The following is a 19,129-nucleotide window of genomic DNA, read 5'->3' as shown; positions in this document are numbered from 1 at the left end:
CTCACTTTCAGAAAAAGAAAAAGACTCAAGAATGTTCCTTTTCAAGAGTCATATTTTAATCTTAAAAAATTTCGTTTAATTTTTGTAGTTTTAGTGCGCTTCTTTTAAATTTTATTATCTTTTGGTTAAGATTTCAACCTCATAAATGAAAACTTTCGAGTATTTTGAACCTATTAATATACAATAAGTCTAATAAATTCAGTATTCATATGGTTTGGTCTAGATATTAAAATTACACTAAAATATTTTTAAGAATTGGACTCAATATAATTATCAAATGATTTTTGTAGTTGCTTCGTAATTTGACCAACTTTACCATCCCCGATTTTACGATCATTCACTTGTACAACAGGCATAACTTCAACAGACGTACTTGAAACAATGACTTCATCTGCATTGTTTAAGAAGTCTAAATTAAATGCTTCTTCTATAAATGGAATTTCTAAGTCCTGAGCTATTTTTTTAATAACACGTCTCGTAATACCGTTTAATATTAAATTATTTGCTGGATGTGTATATATTTTACCGTTTTTAATAGCATACACGTTACTTGAGCTACCTTCTGTTACAGTTTGGTCTCTGTGCATGATTGCTTCTGCAGCATCATTTTGAGTAGCTTTTTCTTTAGCTAGAACGTTACCTAATAAATTCAAACTTTTTATATCACATCTTAACCATCTAATATCATCAACAGTGATTGCTTTAACACCATTTTCTAATTCTTCATATGGTCTGTCATAGCTTTTTGAAAAAGCAGTAAATACTGGTTTTGTACTGGCATCAGGAAATGGGTGATTACGAGGTGCTACACCACGAGTAACTTGAATATATATGCCACCATTTACTACATTATTCTTTGCAGCTAACTCTTTTGTTACATCAATCAGTCCTTCTACAGAATAATCTTCTAAATTTAAACCAATTTCTTTAGCACTTCTAAACAATCTCTCATAGTGTTCATGTGCTGTGAATACTTCGCCATCATAAATACGTATGTATTCATATATTCCATCTCCAAAATTGTATCCTCTGTCAGAAAAACTTACTTGCCCTTTAGATTCGTCAACAAATTCATCATTTATAAAAATATATGTCATTACTCATCATCCTTTACACAGACATTGTATATTGCTTCTAAATAAATTGCAGTTGCATTAAATAATTGTTTTTTTGTAATGTATTCATTTTTTTGATGCATTAAATCTTCTGAGTCTTTAAACATCGCACCAAATGCTACACCTTTATCTAAGTTTCTAGCGTATGTTCCACCACCAATTGTGTATGGCTCAGATTTGTCACCAGTTTGATTTCTATAAGCCGATAATAACTGCTCTATAAATGGATCGTTCTTATCTACATAATGTGGTAATTGATGTTTATCCATTTCAATTTCAAAGCCTTTTTCAGTTACTTCTTCAGTGAAACGAGAAATGGATTGATCAAAATTGAAACCTTCTGGATATCTTAAATTAATTCCGAATTGACCACCATCTACATCTGTATAGCTCATAATACCCGTATTAGTTGTAACTTCTCCCATTTCTTCAGTAGCAAATTTCATACCCATTTTCTCACCTTTTGGAGAGTCGACTAAATAGTCATTAGCAAATTTAACGTATGAATTTGCATACTTATCTAAATTCAATTTATTTAAAAATTGGATAAGTAGTAACCCAGCATTTACTCCTAAAGTTGGATCCATACCATGTGCTGCTTTACCATGAACGATTAAATTTAAAAATCCTTCGTCAATCGAAGCTTCACCTTCAATTTCATGCTCACTTAAAAATGATTCAAATATTTGTACAACATTAGTCATTTGTTCTTTAATTAATAATTTTGCTTGAGCAGTGTCTGGAACCATATTAAATCTTTCACCTGAGAAGAAGGCTTTTAATTCTACTTCTGGTTCATCATTATCTTCAACATACCCTGATTGTAGAATGTTAAATGTAACAATACCTTTTTCTCCATGAATGAGTGGGAATTCGGCATCTGGTGCAAAACCTACAGAAGGCATTTCTTCAGTTTCAAAATATCTATCTGTACATTTCCAATCAGACTCTTCGTCTGTGCCCACAATAATATGTATTCTTTTCTTCCAATCAACTTTCATATCTTCTAAAATCTTTACAGCATAATATGCTGCTATAGTTGGACCTTTATCATCTAAAGTGCCACGCGCTATAATAGCATTTTCAGTTTCAACAGGTTCAAATGGATTAGAATCCCATCCAGCTCCAGCTGGTACAACATCAACATGGCAAAGAATACCTAATAAGTCCTCACCTTTACCTGCTTCGATTCTTCCGACTATATTTTCAATATCTACATAAGAGAAGCCATCTCTTTCACCAATTTGATACATATAATTCAACGCTTTTTTAGGACCAGGTCCAACCGGTGCATCATATGAACTGGCAGAATCATCTCTTACGCTTTCGATGCTTAAGAGCCCCTTTAAATCATTAATAATATCTTCTTCATATTCTTTAACTTTATTTTTCCACATCGAAAATCATCTCTTTCTTAACTTGAATAGTTATCTATATAATACATGATATTTTTGTAAATATGAAATAGAAATACTGATAAATTGCTATTTTTTTAGCTAAAAAATTATTTCCTTATACGTACCACTATGGTCATTTATATTTTAAATTTTTTTAAAGAAATTATTTCCCATTTAAAAAGGACAGTCATTTATAAATAATTAAATATATACCGACAAAACTGTCGGTCTCAGACTGTCGACAAACTGTCTTGAATTTATCAAGACAGGTCCAACATGATAAATAGAGAGGCTGAATATTGCAAGACGAGGCTAACATGATAAATAGAGAGGCTGAATATTGCAAGACGAGGCTAACATGATAAATAGACGGGCTGAATATTGCAAGACGAGGCTAACATGATAAATAGACGGGCTGAATTTATCAAGACAAGGCAATCATGATAAATAGAGATGCTTATATAACTGTCTTTATAAAAAAAGGGTCTGGTGTCACACCCAGACATCTATTGCCTATAGAATAACAAAAGGCTGAGACAATTAATTTGTCCCAGCCTCTTTAGACCGTCAAACTGACGGTCTAATAGTTATAATTGCTTATTTATTATTTTTTAAGTCTTCTTCTGTAACAACTCTTAAATTACCGTTAGCTGTTCCACCCTCGTCATCAAATTTAGCTTCACTTAAATCTGTTGGTTCTTGATTATCTTTTTTAAGACGATTTTTAGCATTAGAAGCATATCCTTTAGGATTTTCTTTTGCTTTTTGGAATTCATTTTTAGCTTTTACTTTAGCTGATTCTTTGTAAGTTGTTGGATCTTCTTTGTATTTACCATATTCATTTTGAGCTTTACCTTTTAAGTCATTTGCTTTTTGTTTTGCATTTTCTTTGTAATTATCTGGGTCTTCTTTGTATTTACCATATTCGTTTTTTAATTTATCTCTATTTTCTTTTTTAGATAAGACAACTGCTGCTGCAGTTCCTCCTAATACAACTAATGTTCTAAATAATCCTGCTTTTTTAGCCATTTGTATCCACCTCTATTTAATTTAATACTAGTTATAATACCCTTAGTTAAAGTTTATAAACATTTAAATCTATAAATTCAAAAGTTTAAAATCTTCTTCCATCAAATGTCTGTACTCACCAAGTTCTAATAATTCATCGAGTTCTAAGTCAGCAATTTGTATTCGTTTTAAATAAGTAACTTCACAACCTATTGATTGAAACATTCTTTTAACTTGATGGAATTTACCTTCATATATGGTAACAAATGCTTTAGAACTTTCATCATTCTCAATAATTTCTAATTCACTTGGTGAAGATGTAAAGTCTCCTAAATCAATACCTTTTTTAAATATTTCTGTTGCATTCTCACTAATATGTCCATCTACTTCGACATAATATTTTTTAGGAACTTTGTGTTTTGGGCTCATTAATTGATGTGAGAATTTGCCATCGTTAGTTAATAATAACAATCCTTCAGTATCTTTATCTAATCTGCCTACAGGGAATAAATCTAAATGCATATATTCTGGAACAATATCAATTACCGTTTCGTGCTCATCATCCTCAGTTGCTGATATATAACCTGCTGGTTTATTCATCATTAAATAAACAACTGGCTCATATTCAATAGGAATATCATCAAAAGTTATAACATCTTCTTCTGGATTGATATGCATTTCAGGCTTTTTAACAATTTCTTCATTCACACTTACTAAATTTTTCTTAAGAAATTTTTTCACTTCTTTTCGAGTTCCTATACCTGCATTTGCTAAAAATTTATCTAATCTCATCATTTACACCCACTTAATTTTACGTCTGATTTTAGAAGTAATATCCCCTAAAAATTCGTCTGCTAAACGAGAGCGCATTGTTAAATAACCATATACAATAACACCAACAATACCACCTACAATTAATACGATTAATGCACCTAATTTAGATGATGGATCTATAAAGAGTGAAACAATGAAATAGCTTAATTCCACTAATAACACCATTACAATTGTATAGAACGTAATTCTTAATGTTTGATAAATCGTTATATTAAATTTAAAGTCTGCATATTTCCAAAGGACTACACAGTTTAATATTACTGCAACAAGCAAAGCAATTGCAGTACCTAATACTGCCCCTAATGTATGGAATACCATTATTAATGGCAAGTTGATAATAGCTTTTATAATTAATGAAGCAATAACTATCCATACTGTTAAAGCTTGTTTATCGATTCCTTGTAACATTGAAGCTGTAACTGATAATAATGCGATTAAAATACTAACTGGCGCGTACCAGAATAATATTTCAGTTCCCATTGGACTATAGCTATAAAACACGTTATATAATGGTTGAGCAAGCACCATAATCCCTAATGATGCAGGTACTGTTAAATAAAGTAATACGCCTAATGACTTTCTTATTTGATGATGCATAGCATCAATTCTACCTGAATTATATGTGTTTGTTATAAAAGGCACTAAACTTACCGCAAACCCAGCAGCTAATGAAGTTGGGATCATAACAATTTTATTTGTAGTCATACTTAACATAGTAAAATAAATATCATGTAATTCACTGTTTACACCAGCCATTGCTAAACCAGTATTATGTGTGAACTGATCAATTAAATTAATAATTGGGAAGCATAAACTTACAATTACAAACGGTATACTATATTTAATGATTTCTTTGTAAATTTTGAAATAAGAAACATCAATATCACTTATATCTTGTTCAACTTCAGCTTTAATTAAATGTCTTCTTTTCACCCAATAATAAAGCAATGTTAACAATGCAGTAACAGCACCTATTCCAGCTGCAAACGTAGCAACTTGGTTGGCCATTAAAACAGATCCGTTCATCACATTTAATACGAGGTAACTTCCTCCTAAAATAAAAGCGATACGTGCAACTTGTTCTGTAACTTCAGAAACAGCAGTTGGTCCCATAGAATTAAAACCTTGAAAAATACCTCTCCAAGTGGCCAACAATGGTATAAATAATACTACAAAACTGATCGTTCTAATAACAGTTGTAATGTCATCTATTTGCCATCCGCCTTCTAAATCACCATTATTTGCTAGTGTTAATTGAGCAATTGTCGGTGATAAGAAGTATAAAAGTAGAAAACCAATAACTCCTGAAATGGACATAACTATAAAACTAGATTGATATAGTTTTCTACTCACTTTATAAGCACCAAGTGCATTATATTTGGATACATATTTTGCTGCTGCAAGTGGAACACCAGCAGTTGCGATTGTTATCATGATTGTGTATGGTTGATAAGCATATGTAAATGGTGCAAGATTTTTTTCATCGCCAATAATAGCATAAAAAGGTATTAAATAAAGTATACCTATGACTTTCGTTATTAAAATACTAGCAGTAAGAAGGAAGGTTCCCCTTACTAGCGCTTTACTTTCTGACATAATTTCATCCCTATCTAATTTACTTTTAAATTTAATAATAACAGGTTTATTTCTATTCTACTACTTTTTTTAAGACTCATTATTCGTTAAAATATTATTACATATACTTATGGAGGTTACTTATGTATCATACAATAATAATTGGCGCTGGACCTAGTGGTTTAATGGCTGCATATAGTGCAAGTGCTAAAGGCAACAGCGTTTTATTAATCGAAAAGAAAAAAGGATTAGGACGTAAACTTCGTATATCAGGTGGCGGTAGATGTAACGTGACTAACCGTTTACCTTATGAAGAAATTATAAAAAACATTCCTGGTAATGGAAAGTTTTTATATAGTCCTTTTTCTACTTTTGATAACGAATCTATCATTAACTTCTTTGAATCTAGAGAAGTAAATCTCAAAGAAGAAGACCATGGTCGAATGTTCCCCGTTTCTAATCGCGCCCAAGATGTTGTTGAAGCTCTTGTAAATTCCATAAAAGAAAATGGTGTCGAAATACGTCAAGAGACAACAGTATCATCAATAGAAAGTGAAAATCAACAAATTTCTGGTGTTACATTACAAGATGGAACTTTCATCCCTTCACGTACTGTTATTATAGCATCAGGAGGATGTAGCGTCCCACACACTGGTTCTACTGGTGATGGTTACAAATTTGCTGAAAACCTTGGACATTCAATAACTGAACTCTTCCCTACAGAAGTTCCTATTAAATCTAGCGAGCCTTTTATTAAAAATAAAAAACTGCAAGGATTAAGTTTACAAAATGTCGGTCTTTCCGTTTTAAAGAAAAATGACAAACCTAGAATAACACATCAAATGGATATGTTGTTTACTCACTTTGGTGTTTCAGGACCAGCTGCTTTAAGATGTAGCCAGTTCGTTTATAAAGAACAAAAATCACAAAAGAAAAATGAAGTTAAAATGTCTATCGATGCATTTCCAGAAATAAAAGCACATGAATTAGAACAACAAATTGTAAAAAAATTAAAAGATGAGCCAAACAAAGCGATAAAAAATGCATTAAAAGGACTCGTCCAAGAAAGATATTTACACTTTATTTTAGAACAGTCAAGTATTGATATAGATGTAACTTATCATCATTTATCACAGCAAGCCATTAGAACTTTTGTTCAAAACCTTAAATCCTTTACTTTTACAGTTAATGGAACATTGCCTATCGACAAAGCATTTGTAACTGGTGGTGGCATAAACATTAAAGAAATTGAACCTAATACAATGCAATCTAAGTTATGTCCTGGTTTATTTTTCTCAGGAGAAGTTTTGGATATTCATGGTTATACAGGTGGATATAATATTACAAGTGCATTAGTTACAGGTTATGTAGCTGGATATAACGCATCAATTTATGAATAATTAATTATAATAAAAATGGAGTGGGACAATTAATCTGTCCCACTCCATTTATTATATTTAAACTCTTTTATTTTCTAAACCGTCGTCGCCCCACTCATTCATGCCGCCTTCAATATTAACTGCATCAATGTCGTGGTCATTCAAGTATTCTACTACTTTAGCGCTTCTGACACCACCAGCACATACAATATAATATGTTTGGTCTTTATCGAAGTGTTTTAATTCATTTGATATTTCACCCATTGGAATATGTTTAGCTCCTGGAATCATACCTAATGCTACTTCGTCGTCTTCTCTTACATCAATAATGTTTATTGGATTACTTGATGTAATTTTTTCTGCTAATTCTGTTACTTTAATTTCTTTCATAACTAGAACACTCCTATATGATTTAATTTGCAACGATATTAACTAATTTTCGAGGTACTGCAATCACTTTACGTATTGTTTTACCTTCTATAGCTTCTTTTATTTTATCATTTTCTAAAGCTACTGTTTCCATTTCTTCCTTAGTTAAATCTTTAGATATTTTCATTTTATCTTTTAACTTACCATTTACTTGTACTACAATTTCCACTTCATTATCGACTAATAAAGATGCATCAAATGTTGGCCATTCTTCATATGTTACTGTTTCAGTATGATCTAGTTTTTGCCATAATTCTTCAGATATATGTGGTGCGATTGGTGATAACATTTTTACAAATCCTTCAATATATGATTTGTTGATATGATCTTGTTTATAACATTCATTAATAAATACCATCATTTGGCTAATAGCAGTATTAAAGTTTAATGTGTCAAAGTCTTCTGTGACTTTCTTAACAGTTTGATTATAAACTTTATCTAATGCTGAAGTAGGTTCTTCTACGACCTTACTCGTTATGTTCCCTTCTTCAGTAACAAGTAAACGCCAAATTCTGTCTAGGAAACGACGAGAACCATCTAATCCATTTTCACTCCAAGCAATTGCTGCATCAAGTGGACCCATAAACATTTCATATAAACGCAATGTATCTGCACCATGAGATAGAACAATATCATCAGGATTTACAACGTTCCCTTTTGATTTACTCATTTTTTCATTACCTTCACCAAGTATCATACCTTGATTGTATAACTTTTGGAATGGTTCTTTCGTTGGTACTACCCCAATATCATAAAGCACTTTATGCCAGAATCTTGAATATAATAGATGAAGAACTGCATGTTCTACCCCACCAATATATAAATCTACTGGCAGCCAATGTTTCAATTTCTCTGGATCAGCAAGTTGTGAATCATTATGAGGATCGATATATCTTAAATAATACCAACAACTACCAGCCCATTGTGGCATAGTGTTTGTTTCACGGCGACCTTTCATACCCGTTTTAGGATCTACTACATTAATAAATTCATCAATGTTTGCAAGTGGCGACTCTCCTGTACCTGATGGCTTAACTTGATTTGTTTCAGGTAGAATTAATGGTAGCTCTTCTTCTGGAACAGTTGTCATCGTACCATCTTCCCAATGTATTACAGGAATAGGCTCTCCCCAATAACGTTGTCTACTAAATAACCAGTCTCTCAATTTATAGCTTACTTTTTTCTGACCGATGCCTTTTTCTTCTAACATTTCAATTGCTTTCGGAACCGCTTCCTCTTGTGTTAAACCATTTAACACATCAGAATCAATCATTTTGCCATCTTCATTATAAACAGTAATGATGTCTAAATTGAATTTTTCAGCGAACTCATTATCTCTCTCATCATGAGCAGGAACAGCCATTACAGCACCAGTACCGTAACTAATTAATACATAATCTGCAATCCAAATTGGCATTTTCTTACCAGTGAATGGATTAGTAGTAAACGCTCCTGTAAATACACCACTTTTATCTTTTGCTAAATCCGTTCTCTCTAAATCAGATTTACGAGATGCACTTAGTTTATAGGCTTCTACTGCTTCTTTTTCGTCTTCTGAGGTAATTTGATCCACTAATGGATGTTCTGGAGATAGTACCGCAAATGTTGCACCATAAATTGTATCAGGTCTAGTAGTGAATACATCAAATGATAAGTCTGTATTATCAATGTTAAAAGTTAATTCTGCACCTTCAGATCTACCAATCCAATTTCTTTGCATTTCTTTAATTGATTCTGGCCAATCCACGTCTTCTAAATCTTCTAACAGACGATCAGCATATTCTGTGATTTTTAATACCCATTGTCTCATAGGTTTACGTACTACAGGGTGTCCTCCACGCTCAGAAACACCATCAACTATTTCTTCATTAGAAAGTACAGTTCCTAAAGCTGGACACCAGTTAACTGCTACTTCGTCCACATAAGCTAAACCTTTGTTATATAATTGAATGAAAATCCACTGTGTCCATTTATAATATTCAGGATCAGTCGTGTTTACTTCTCTATCCCAATCGTATGAGAAGCCTAATTCTTGAATTTGACGTTTAAATGTTGCAATATTTTTAGCTGTAAATTCTTTAGGATCATTACCTGTATCAATAGCATATTGTTCTGCTGGTAATCCGAATGCATCCCAGCCCATAGGATGAAGCACGTTATAACCTTGCATTCTTTTATACCTTGAAACTATATCAGTAGCTGTATAACCTTCTGGATGACCTACATGTAATCCAGCACCAGATGGATAAGGAAACATATCTAATGCATAGAACTTTTTCTGACCAACATTATCATCAGCTTTAAAAGTTTTATTCTCCTCCCAAAAATTTTGCCATTTCTTTTCAATTTCTTGATGATTATAATTCATTTATTTGCTCCTCCTATAAAATAAAAAAAAGCCATCCCAACCATAATAACAGTTGGGACGACTTGGATAATTATGCCGCGGTACCACCCAGAATTCACTAAAAAGTGCACTTCATTTATATGGTTTAAGATTGCTTTTAATAAATAATTAACAGTTCATAAGTTCACTTAATGGATATCATCAGTTCACAGCACCACTGACTCTCTAAAGATTCACATTAAAGCTACTACGCCTTATATACACCCTAATATTATGCAATTTCTTTATATATTGCAAGTTTTATTTAAAATTATGTCGAATCTTGTTTCGATATTCCTCTATCATAAATGTATAAGAAGTAATAACCAATTAGAATAAGCAATATCATACTATAGAACATTACTTTCATATCAAATACATCGACTAAAACACCACCAACAACTGGCCCAAATGCTTTACCCACTGTTGAAGATGCGTTAACAATGCCTTGATAAGCACCCATTCTACCTTTTGGAGCTAATTGATTTGCTATAGCTGGAACTGCAGGCCATACAAACATTTCACCAAACGTTAGTATAACCATACCTACTATAAACATTGTAAATTGCTCTGCAACACTCGTAACTAAGTAACTTATAATAAAAATAGTCAGCCCAATAAACATTTGCAATTTTATTTTTTCTTTAAATCTATTTATGAAAGGTGCAATTAAAGGTTGACCAGCTAAGATTAACACGCCATTAATTGTCCATAACAAACTATACTGTTTTAAAGATATACCTACTGTTTGTGTATACGTTGCTATAGTCGTCTGCCATTGAACGTATCCAATCCAACATAAGCTGAACATTGTACACAATAATAAAAGAGCCGTGAATTTACTTTTGTCTTTTACTTGCGCGACACTCGCAATACCTTCATCATTTTTTAAATGAACTTCTAAATCAATATTGTAATATTTTAACGCAATAAGTATGAATACAACATATAATAATAAATTTGCCATAAATATATAACTAAAGCTAAAATCAGCTACAAACCCGCCAGCAGCTGCCCCTATTGAAACACCTAAGTTTTGTGCTAGATAAATAGCATTAAATGTTGTACGACCACCATTTGGCCAACTTGCAGCGGCCATAGCATAAATGGCTGGAACAATAATACCACCACCGAAGCCTAATATTACTAACCAAAATGGATACCATGGCCAATCATTTAAAAAATTCAAACCTACTAAACTTAATATATTTAATAAAGAGGCAAAAATAATAGAGCGAAATCCGCCAATTTTATCAAATAAACTCCCACCTAATAAATTCCCGATAACACTACCAAATGCATTAATCATTAATACGACGCCAGCAGTACTTAAACTCTTCCCTAATTCTTCATTCATATAGATTGTATTAAGCGGCCATAAAAAGCTGGATCCTGTAATATTAATAGCCATACCAATAATTAACATTTTTACAATTTTAGGCATTTTCAAAGATTTCACCCTCCCTCTCTAATTTTGTCAATTTGAATAGTCTAAACCTTTTTCTGCAAAAGTTCAATATTATATGTTAAAATGCTTTAGATAAGTTTGTAGAACAGGATGTGAAATAAAATGACAGAACAATTCCGTTTTGCGTTTGATAATAAGAGATATCATACATGGAATTATCATTTAAGAAATAAATTTGGAGAAAAAATATTTAAAATTGCAATAGATGGTGGATTTGATTGCCCAAACCGTGATGGCACTGTAGCGCACGGTGGTTGTACTTTCTGTTCAGCTGCTGGTAGTGGTGATTTCGCTGGCAATAGAGCAGAACCAATACATGTACAATTTAAAGAAATAAAAGACAAAATGCATGAAAAATGGTCTGAAGGAAAATACATAGCCTATTTTCAAGCTTTTACCAATACACATGCACCAGTTGAAGTTTTAAGAGAAAAATATGAAGCTGCCCTAGCAGAAGAAAATGTAGTTGGTCTTTCTATCGCTACAAGACCAGATTGCTTACCAGACGATGTTGTTGAATATTTAGCAGAACTAAATGAAAGAACCTATTTATGGGTTGAGCTAGGCTTACAAACCGTACATCAAGAAACATCTGATTTAATTAATAGAGCTCACGATATGAAGTGTTACTACGAAGGTATTGCTAAGCTTAGAAAGCACAATATTAACATTTGTACGCACATCATTAATGGTTTACCTGGTGAAGATTACGATATGATGATGGAAACAGCTAAAGAAGTTGCTCAGATGGATGTTCAAGGTATCAAAATTCATTTACTACATCTATTAAAAGGAACACCAATGGTAAAGCAATACGAAAAAGGTATGCTTGAGTTTATGACTCAAGATAACTATACTCAACTTGTTTGTGATCAATTAGAAATTTTACCGGAAGAAATGATTATTCATCGTATAACTGGAGATGGACCTATTGACTTAATGGTTGGACCTATGTGGAGTGTTAATAAATGGGAAGTATTAAATGCTATCGATAAAGAATTAAAAGATCGTGGAACTATGCAAGGATCTAAATTTGTAAAGACGGAGCATATTAAATCATGATAGTTGATGGTATCCTTCCTTTTGCTAGAAAATTAATATCTTCTCATATCACAGAGAATAGTATCGTAGTAGATGCTACTTGTGGTAATGGTAACGACACGTTATTCCTCGCAAATCAAGTTACGAATGGTGAAGTCTATGCATTCGATATACAAGAAAATGCAATAAATAGTACAAAAGAAAAAACTAAATCATTTAATCATATTAATTATTACCAAACAGGACATGAAAATGCCGCTTCTATTATAAAAGAATACAATAAAAATATAGACGCAACCATTTTCAATTTAGGCTATTTACCTAAAGGAGACAAGAATATTACAACAAACCCTTCAACTACAATACAAGCAATTGAAAGCCTTTTTGAAATTACTAACAAAAATGGCATTATTGTATTAGTTGTTTATCCAGGTCACCCAGAAGGTCAAATTGAATCAAATGAAGTGTTAGCATATGTAAGTAATATAGATCAAAAAACAGCTCACGTACTTCATTATCAATTTATTAATCAAAAAAATAACCCACCTTATATAGTTGCTATCGAAAAAAGATAAGTATTGAAACTAAAAAAGCAAACCTGAATTTTCAGGTTTGCTTTTTTATATGTTACATGTATTCACTATTGATTCAAATTGCTTTTCAAAATGATCTTTTCTTTTCTTTATTTCTTCACAAGCAAAGTCTACAATCGCTGCTTTTTTCTCAGCAAAATCTTCATTCACTTCAACAATTACAGTTCTTTCGTCATTTTCAGGACGAACTTTTTTAATCCAACCTTTTTTAACTAAATTATTATAAAGCCTTGTTCTCTTATAAGGCTTTATGTCAATATAATCATCTAATTCTTTAAGACTCATAGAACCATTATTCCATAACATGATAAGTGTAAGAAATTCTTCTTTTTCAATTTCAAACTTTTCTTCAATTTTATAAAATATTATATTAATATTTTTTTGTATATCATCTAAAAGGATTAAGTCACTCACATTATTTTCTTTTTCTGCCATAAAATCAACCTCCAACGTTCTCTATATCTACAATATACCCATTTTAGAGGCGTTTAAGCTCATTTTGTAATAATTTTTATAGCGATCACTCTTCTTCATCAATTAATAAACCAACATAATGTATGCGATTATTCATAAATGAAATAAGATATTTCATTACATTTTCACGCTCTGGCTCATTATGCACTTCATGAAATAAACCATGACAAGCTTTAAAATAAAGTTCATTTGTATTGATTGTCTTAGCAACTGTTCTAATTGAATCTGTATCAACTATTTCATCTTCTGTACCTAACATAATGAGTGTTGGAATTGGCGAAATGTGATGAATGTTCTCCATTGTACTTTTCATCGTTTCTAGAATAGTCTTATACCAATGATAACTTACTTTATTTAACATTAAAGCATCTTTATTTGTATCATCAATAACCTCTTTGTTACGTGTTAAATTTTCTATTTTAATGCCTGTATCAAATTTCGCATCTTTAGCGACTGTACCGAAACTGGAAGCTAAAAAGTTTCTTCTAGTAGATATATTTTGCTGGAAAGCAACTAACGGTGAAATCAGCAGTACACCTTCTACTTTAAGATCTACTTTTTCTAACAAGTTAAGTAAAATCAGTCCGCCTAAACCTACACCAAGTGTAAACACAGGTAAATGATATTCTTCTGCAATCGTTAACCATTCTAGAACTTGTTCATGATATTCTTCAAAATTATCAACATGGCCTCTATGTACTCGCGAAGTTTGGCCTTGCCCTCTTAGGTCTCCCATAATAACATGGTAGCCTTCTCTACGTAGCTTAGTAATTACGTATGCATATCTTCCTGTATGTTCAAGCATATTATGTACAATTACAACAATACCTTTAGCTTCTTTTTCTGTTTCCCATTTCCACATAATATATTACTCCTTTTACCTTTATAGCTACATTTTTGTTAAACTTAGTATAACAAATTTTTTCAAAAGAATGGAGAATCTTTAATGATTAAGACTTTTAATAGCAAAACCCCAATTATAGACCCAAGTTGTTATATAGCTGAAAATGCTACACTAATTGGCGACATAAAAATTGGTGAGAATAGTTCAGTATGGTTCAATTCTGTCATTAGAGGAGATGTCGCACCGACGATTATAGGAAAAGGTGTCAATATACAAGATTTATGTTGCTTACATCAAAGCCCAGATCAACCACTCATACTAGAAGATAATGTGACAGTTGGTCATAAAGTTACTTTACATTCTAGTATCATACGTAAAAATGCTTTGATTGGAATGGACTCCACAATATTAGATGGCGCTGAAATTGGAGAATACGCATTTATCGGAGCTGGATCTCTCGTACAACCAGGCAAAAAAATACCACCCCACACTTTAGCGTTCGGACGACCAGCTAAAGTGGTACGAGAATTAACAGAAGAAGATTACAATGAGTTAAAAAGGATTAACGAATCATATATAAATAAAGCTAAGCTATATAAAGAAGAATAAAATGAAAACAGCATAGGGCAGAAATAATTTTAAAAAATATGAGATAAGATATAGATTAATTAGATAGTAAATCTAAGAGTTTAGCCAAGTTGTAGATTAAGTCGGAAGTTAATCTAAGAGATTGGCCAAGTTGTAGATTAATTCATAAGTTAATCTAAGAGTTCGGCAAAGTTGTAGATTAATTAGATAGTTAATCTACAACACCCTCATAATCAACACCGAACAATAAAAGGATGGGACAATTAATTTGCCCCATCTTTTTTTCTATTTTAAGCTATTTTAAATTTACTATGCATTATTGGTAATTTTACGATAATATATGCAATTAAAATTTCATAGAACATAGAGAAGAATTTTTCAAAGAAGAATAAAATATTTTGTGAAATTATTGTTCCAATTCCTTGTCCACCAAATTGATAATTAACAAGTAAGAAATTATCAATAATATTCAATGCAATGATTGTGATAAATACTGTCCATGATTTTTTAGTGATCATAGCAATCAATATTGCAATAATACCTATAACTATAGGTTCAAAAATAAATAATTGTACGAAGCTGTCTAATGGTTTCCCGAAAATATAAAATGCCATATCCCTAAACATAGCGATAACTCCTTTATAGTCATTTCTAATAATATAATTATATCACGCTCATACCTACATTATTATTAAGATACTTTAAAGATTTATCGCTTTTCTTAACATTAAATTAACATTGAAATCCTTTAAAAATTTACACTCACTTAGTAATTACTTCATATATAGATGTTATATTGAAAATGTAATCAACGACACTATTTAAAGGAGCATGATAAAATGCATTTCTTTAAAAAAATAATGATAGCAATACTTTTATTTACGTTTCTCCCACATGCAATGAGCATAGCTGCAGAGCCTATTTCACCTTCTTATACTGAGTTAAATAAGTAATCACTAAACTCCTATAAATGGAGTTCTTTTTTTATCCCCTATTAATAACTTGATGAATTTCTAAATATATCGTTTTTGAATGCACTTTTATTGAGTTTTGTTTATACATATTTCCATTCAAAATACATTTTAAATTTGAACAATCTTTTTAACTATACGGAAATTTTCTTAAAAGTCCGAAATTTCGTTTAATGACGTTCTTTTTTGTGTCAGAGTTCATTAATTGTATAATTTTACATTATATTCAAAATGTAAACGCTTAACTATTTTATTGTTTCCATGATAAAATGTATGAAAGTAATATATTTAATTAAGGAGGACTTGCTATGCCTGTCGTAAAAGATTTTTTTATTGCGTTATCTAACAATAAGTTCATGAATGAATCAGCTAAGAAAATGGGTCCTGCACTAGGTGCAAACAAGGTAGTAGCGGGCGTTGATATTGATTCAACAATCGATACAGTTGAAAGATTAAACATGAAGGGAATATCATGTACGTTAGATAATTTAGGGGAATTCGTAACATCTCGCCAAGAAGCATTACAAGCGCAACAAAACATTGTTGAAATTATAAGAAGAAATTATAATGCAAACATCGAAGCACATGTTTCAATTAAACTAACACAATTAGGTATTAATATAGATAGAGAGTTTGTATATCAAAATACGAGAGAAATTTTATTAAAAGCTCATGAATACGGTAATACTTTCGTTAACATCGACGCTGAAAAATATGAAGATTTAGTCGGGATCACTGAAATAGTCGATAGACTTAAAGGTGAATTTAAAAATGTTGGTACTGTTATCCAAGCTTATTTATACGACGCAATGAATATTATGGAAAAATACTCAGATGTAAGATTACGTTTAGTAAAAGGTGCATATAAGGAAGGTCCACATATAGCTTACCAAACTAAAGAAGAAATCGATCAAAACTATATTAAGTTAATTGAGAAAAGATTGCTTACTTCAAAAGCTTTTACATCAATTGCAACACATGATCATCACATAATTAATCATGTAAAACAATTTGTAAAAGACAATAATATTGATAATAATGCATATGAGTTTCAAATGTTATATGGTTTCAGAACAGACTATGCATATCAAATAGCAAGCGAAGGCTATAACTTCTGTATGTACGTTCCATTTGGGGAAGACTGGTTCGGTTACTTTATGAGACGTTTAGCCGAAAGACCACAAAATATTAACTTAATGCTATTAGATATCTTTAATAAGAAAAATAAAGGAAAGATTGCGTTTGGTGCAAGTGTCATAACTGGTATCTCTATTTTAACATTAGGCGTTATTTCTTTATTAAAGAAAAAGTAATAAAAAAGCGAGGCTGAGACAAATTAATTGTCTCAGCCTCTAATTATTATATTTGGCTTTCAATATTTTTAAGTAAATTGGCCATTTCAATAGCAGCTAATGCAGCATCTCCACCTTTATTACCTGCTTTAGTTCCAGCTCTTTCTATTGCTTGTTCAATTGTTTCTGTTGTTACTATACCAAAGATAACTGGCACTTCTGTTTCATCATTTACTTTAGATACACCTTTTGCTACTTCATTACATACATAATCATAATGTGTAGTAGCGCCTCTAATGACACATCCTAATGTTACTACTGCATCGTAATTTCCTGATTTAGCTAATTTTTTAGCAACTAATGGAATTTCATATGCACCTGGAACATAAGCTACATGAATATTATCTTCTTCTACATTATGGCGAACCAATGTATCTTTAGCTCCATCTAATAAACGACCTGTAATAAAATCGTTAAATCTACTTACTACAATTGCTACTTTTAATTCTGATCCGTTCATTTTACCTTCAAAGTTCATTTTTATTTGCCCCATTCTTTTTATAATAAATGACCCATTTGGTCTTTTTTTGTATTTAAATATGATTCATTCGTTGTATTTGGCTGTATAACTACTGGTATTCTATTTGTAATTCTAATACCTAACTCTTCTAATTGATTAAATTTATCTGGATTATTGCTTATGAGTTGTATTTCTTCTATATTAAAGTACTTCAGAATTTGACTTGCTTCAGTATAGTCTCTTAAATCCGCTTCAAAACCTAATGCTTTATTTGCAGAAATTGTATCATATCCTTTTTCGATCAATTCATATGCTTTAAGTTTATTGATTAAGCCTATGCCTCGACCTTCTTGAGGAAGATATAAAATCATACCACCGTGCTCTTGTATATATTTCATAGAGTATTCTAGTTGTTCTCCACAATCACATCTAGCACTATGGAAAATATCACCAGTGACACATTCAGAATGTATACGAACGTTCATTCCATTTTCAATATTGCCCGAACAAATAGCTAAGTATTCTTTTTGATCTAATTTAGATGTAAAACCATACATATCAAATTCACCAAATAATGTAGGTAATTGAATTTTTGATTCAAATTTTATAATTTGATCATTTCTTTTTCTATATTGAACAAGTTCATCTATCGTAATCATTTTTAATTGATGTTTAAGTTTGAACTGATATAAATCTTCTCTCTTAGCCATCGTTCCATCGTCTTTCATAATTTCACAAATAGCACCAGCAGGTTTAGCACCTGACAATCTAGCTAAATCAACACAAGCTTCAGTATGCCCTACTCTTTCAAGAACACCATTTTCTTGAGCAATTAATGGGAATACATGTCCTGGTTTTACAAAAGCACTCGGAGAAGTCTCTTCTATTAGACCTTTTATAGTATCCGTTCTTTCAAAAGCACTAATGCCTGTTGTTGATGACACATGGTCAACACTTACAGTAAAAGCTGTCTTAAACTTATCACCAGTTTCAGTCATTAAATTTAAATCTAGCTGTTCTGCTATTTCACGGCTAACTGGTGCACATATTAGACCTCTAGCATGAGTTGCCATAAAATTTATCGTTTCTGGTGTTAAATATTCAGATATTGCAATAAGGTCACCCTCATTTTCTCTATCTTCATCATCTACAACTATAATGGGTTTACCAAGTTTTAATTCTTCAATAGCTTCTTCTACTTTATCAAACATTATG

The 19,129-nt window shown here is 31.5% G+C and carries 18 protein-coding genes; 5 read left to right on the top strand and 13 right to left on the bottom strand.

Features of this window, described 5'->3' with window-relative positions; genetic code table 11:
* Window positions 1-248: 248 nt before the first annotated feature.
* From dat to LQ668_RS07275, 5 genes are all read right to left on the bottom strand, one after another.
* On the bottom strand, window positions 249-1,097 hold the full coding sequence (gene dat, locus LQ668_RS07295; protein ID WP_107509638.1) for a D-amino-acid transaminase: 849 nt from the start codon (window positions 1,095-1,097) through the stop codon (window positions 249-251).
* Window positions 1,097-2,512 carry a dipeptidase PepV gene (gene pepV / locus LQ668_RS07290; RefSeq protein ID WP_107509639.1) on the bottom strand — a complete coding sequence of 472 codons (1,416 nt, stop codon included), beginning with the start codon at window positions 2,510-2,512 and terminating at the stop codon, window positions 1,097-1,099. Before pepV ends, dat begins: the two co-directional genes overlap by 1 nt.
* A gap of 597 nt (window positions 2,513-3,109) precedes the next feature.
* The gene (locus LQ668_RS07285; protein WP_078357561.1) at window positions 3,110-3,541 is read right to left on the bottom strand and encodes a YtxH domain-containing protein; all 432 of its coding nucleotides are present in this window, start codon (window positions 3,539-3,541) and stop codon (window positions 3,110-3,112) included.
* A gap of 69 nt (window positions 3,542-3,610) precedes the next feature.
* Window positions 3,611-4,312 (bottom strand): pseudouridine synthase, encoded by a 702-nt coding sequence (locus tag LQ668_RS07280; RefSeq protein ID WP_107509652.1) that lies wholly within the window; start codon window positions 4,310-4,312, stop codon window positions 3,611-3,613.
* A gap of 3 nt (window positions 4,313-4,315) precedes the next feature.
* Window positions 4,316-5,950, bottom strand: coding sequence for a putative polysaccharide biosynthesis protein (locus LQ668_RS07275; protein WP_078357562.1), 1,635 nt, complete (start codon window positions 5,948-5,950; stop codon window positions 4,316-4,318).
* A 122-nt stretch (window positions 5,951-6,072) separates the two neighbouring features.
* On the opposite strand from LQ668_RS07275, the gene LQ668_RS07270 reads away from it, so the two are divergent.
* Entirely contained in the window at window positions 6,073-7,329 is a 1,257-nt protein-coding gene (locus LQ668_RS07270) for a BaiN/RdsA family NAD(P)/FAD-dependent oxidoreductase (protein WP_107509640.1), read from the top strand.
* 57 nt (window positions 7,330-7,386) lie between these two features.
* On the opposite strand, the gene LQ668_RS07265 is transcribed toward LQ668_RS07270, so the two are convergent.
* The 3 genes from LQ668_RS07265 to LQ668_RS07255 all read right to left on the bottom strand — a co-directional run bounded on the left by LQ668_RS07265 (window position 7,387) and on the right by LQ668_RS07255 (window position 11,573).
* A complete protein-coding gene (locus LQ668_RS07265; protein ID WP_107509641.1) occupies window positions 7,387-7,698 on the bottom strand; it encodes a rhodanese-like domain-containing protein in 312 nt (103 codons plus the stop codon).
* Between the two features lie 22 nt (window positions 7,699-7,720).
* On the bottom strand, window positions 7,721-10,105 hold the full coding sequence (gene leuS, locus LQ668_RS07260) for a leucine--tRNA ligase (RefSeq protein ID WP_107509642.1): 2,385 nt from the start codon (window positions 10,103-10,105) through the stop codon (window positions 7,721-7,723).
* A 289-nt stretch (window positions 10,106-10,394) separates the two neighbouring features.
* The gene (locus tag LQ668_RS07255; protein WP_078357566.1) at window positions 10,395-11,573 is read right to left on the bottom strand and encodes an MDR family MFS transporter; all 1,179 of its coding nucleotides are present in this window, start codon (window positions 11,571-11,573) and stop codon (window positions 10,395-10,397) included.
* A gap of 120 nt (window positions 11,574-11,693) precedes the next feature.
* Between LQ668_RS07255 and mnmL the strand changes: the two genes are divergently transcribed.
* Together mnmL and mnmM are read left to right on the top strand one after the other, a co-directional pair.
* Entirely contained in the window at window positions 11,694-12,653 is a 960-nt protein-coding gene (gene mnmL, locus LQ668_RS07250) for a tRNA modification radical SAM protein MnmL/YtqA (protein WP_078357567.1), read from the top strand.
* A complete protein-coding gene (mnmM, locus tag LQ668_RS07245) occupies window positions 12,650-13,207 on the top strand; it encodes a tRNA 5-(aminomethyl)-2-thiouridylate-methyltransferase MnmM (protein WP_107509643.1) in 558 nt (185 codons plus the stop codon). Before mnmL ends, mnmM begins: the two co-directional genes overlap by 4 nt.
* A 45-nt stretch (window positions 13,208-13,252) precedes the next feature.
* Here mnmM and LQ668_RS07240 read toward each other — a convergent pair whose 3' ends face one another.
* Window positions 13,253-13,660, bottom strand: a complete 408-nt coding sequence (locus LQ668_RS07240) for a transcriptional regulator, SarA/Rot family (RefSeq protein WP_078357569.1) — start codon at window positions 13,658-13,660, stop codon at window positions 13,253-13,255.
* A gap of 85 nt (window positions 13,661-13,745) precedes the next feature.
* Complete coding sequence (locus LQ668_RS07235) at window positions 13,746-14,561, bottom strand: alpha/beta fold hydrolase (RefSeq protein ID WP_107509644.1); 816 nt, start codon at window positions 14,559-14,561, stop codon at window positions 13,746-13,748.
* An 84-nt stretch (window positions 14,562-14,645) separates the two neighbouring features.
* Between LQ668_RS07235 and LQ668_RS07230 the strand changes: the two genes are divergently transcribed.
* Window positions 14,646-15,152 (top strand): gamma carbonic anhydrase, encoded by a 507-nt coding sequence (locus tag LQ668_RS07230; RefSeq protein WP_107509645.1) that lies wholly within the window; start codon window positions 14,646-14,648, stop codon window positions 15,150-15,152.
* A 269-nt stretch (window positions 15,153-15,421) separates the two neighbouring features.
* On the opposite strand, the gene LQ668_RS07225 is transcribed toward LQ668_RS07230, so the two are convergent.
* Complete coding sequence (locus tag LQ668_RS07225; protein WP_107509646.1) at window positions 15,422-15,757, bottom strand: hypothetical protein; 336 nt, start codon at window positions 15,755-15,757, stop codon at window positions 15,422-15,424.
* A 653-nt stretch (window positions 15,758-16,410) separates the two neighbouring features.
* On the opposite strand from LQ668_RS07225, the gene LQ668_RS07220 reads away from it, so the two are divergent.
* On the top strand, window positions 16,411-17,415 hold the full coding sequence (locus LQ668_RS07220; RefSeq protein ID WP_239775955.1) for a proline dehydrogenase family protein: 1,005 nt from the start codon (window positions 16,411-16,413) through the stop codon (window positions 17,413-17,415).
* A gap of 46 nt (window positions 17,416-17,461) precedes the next feature.
* Here the strand turns inward: LQ668_RS07220 and ribH are convergent, their stop codons facing one another.
* Window positions 17,462-17,932: a 6,7-dimethyl-8-ribityllumazine synthase gene (gene ribH, locus LQ668_RS07215; RefSeq protein ID WP_078357574.1), complete on the bottom strand. Its 471-nt coding sequence runs from the start codon at window positions 17,930-17,932 to the stop codon at window positions 17,462-17,464.
* Between the two features lie 20 nt (window positions 17,933-17,952).
* A complete protein-coding gene (gene ribB, locus LQ668_RS07210) occupies window positions 17,953-19,128 on the bottom strand; it encodes a 3,4-dihydroxy-2-butanone-4-phosphate synthase (protein WP_078357575.1) in 1,176 nt (391 codons plus the stop codon).
* Window position 19,129: the final 1 nt, after the last annotated feature.

The organism is Mammaliicoccus sp. K-M42 (genome assembly GCF_022386375.1).
Lineage (GTDB): Bacteria > Bacillota > Bacilli > Staphylococcales > Staphylococcaceae > Mammaliicoccus > Mammaliicoccus fleurettii.
The sequence above is the reverse complement of the archived record's forward strand: the minus strand, read 5'-3'. Positions and strand labels throughout refer to the sequence as shown.

Excerpts from the sequence above, each read along its gene's own strand:
- LQ668_RS07220 (WP_239775955.1), top strand. The coding sequence starts at position 16,411 with ATGCCTGTCGTAAAAGATTTTTTTATTGCGTTATCTAACAATAAGTTC.
- LQ668_RS07280 (WP_107509652.1), bottom strand. The coding sequence starts at position 4,312 with ATGAGATTAGATAAATTTTTAGCAAATGCAGGTATAGGAACTCGAAAA.
- LQ668_RS07265 (WP_107509641.1), bottom strand. The coding sequence starts at position 7,698 with ATGAAAGAAATTAAAGTAACAGAATTAGCAGAAAAAATTACATCAAGT.
- mnmM (WP_107509643.1), top strand. The coding sequence starts at position 12,650 with ATGATAGTTGATGGTATCCTTCCTTTTGCTAGAAAATTAATATCTTCT.
- LQ668_RS07235 (WP_107509644.1), bottom strand. The coding sequence starts at position 14,561 with ATGTGGAAATGGGAAACAGAAAAAGAAGCTAAAGGTATTGTTGTAATT.
- LQ668_RS07275 (WP_078357562.1), bottom strand. The coding sequence starts at position 5,950 with ATGTCAGAAAGTAAAGCGCTAGTAAGGGGAACCTTCCTTCTTACTGCT.
- mnmL (WP_078357567.1), top strand. The coding sequence starts at position 11,694 with ATGACAGAACAATTCCGTTTTGCGTTTGATAATAAGAGATATCATACA.
- LQ668_RS07270 (WP_107509640.1), top strand. The coding sequence starts at position 6,073 with ATGTATCATACAATAATAATTGGCGCTGGACCTAGTGGTTTAATGGCT.
- LQ668_RS07230 (WP_107509645.1), top strand. The coding sequence starts at position 14,646 with ATGATTAAGACTTTTAATAGCAAAACCCCAATTATAGACCCAAGTTGT.
- LQ668_RS07225 (WP_107509646.1), bottom strand. The coding sequence starts at position 15,757 with ATGTTTAGGGATATGGCATTTTATATTTTCGGGAAACCATTAGACAGC.
- ribH (WP_078357574.1), bottom strand. The coding sequence starts at position 17,932 with ATGAACTTTGAAGGTAAAATGAACGGATCAGAATTAAAAGTAGCAATT.
- pepV (WP_107509639.1), bottom strand. The coding sequence starts at position 2,512 with ATGTGGAAAAATAAAGTTAAAGAATATGAAGAAGATATTATTAATGAT.
- dat (WP_107509638.1), bottom strand. The coding sequence starts at position 1,097 with ATGACATATATTTTTATAAATGATGAATTTGTTGACGAATCTAAAGGG.
- LQ668_RS07285 (WP_078357561.1), bottom strand. The coding sequence starts at position 3,541 with ATGGCTAAAAAAGCAGGATTATTTAGAACATTAGTTGTATTAGGAGGA.
- LQ668_RS07240 (WP_078357569.1), bottom strand. The coding sequence starts at position 13,660 with ATGGCAGAAAAAGAAAATAATGTGAGTGACTTAATCCTTTTAGATGAT.
- leuS (WP_107509642.1), bottom strand. The coding sequence starts at position 10,105 with ATGAATTATAATCATCAAGAAATTGAAAAGAAATGGCAAAATTTTTGG.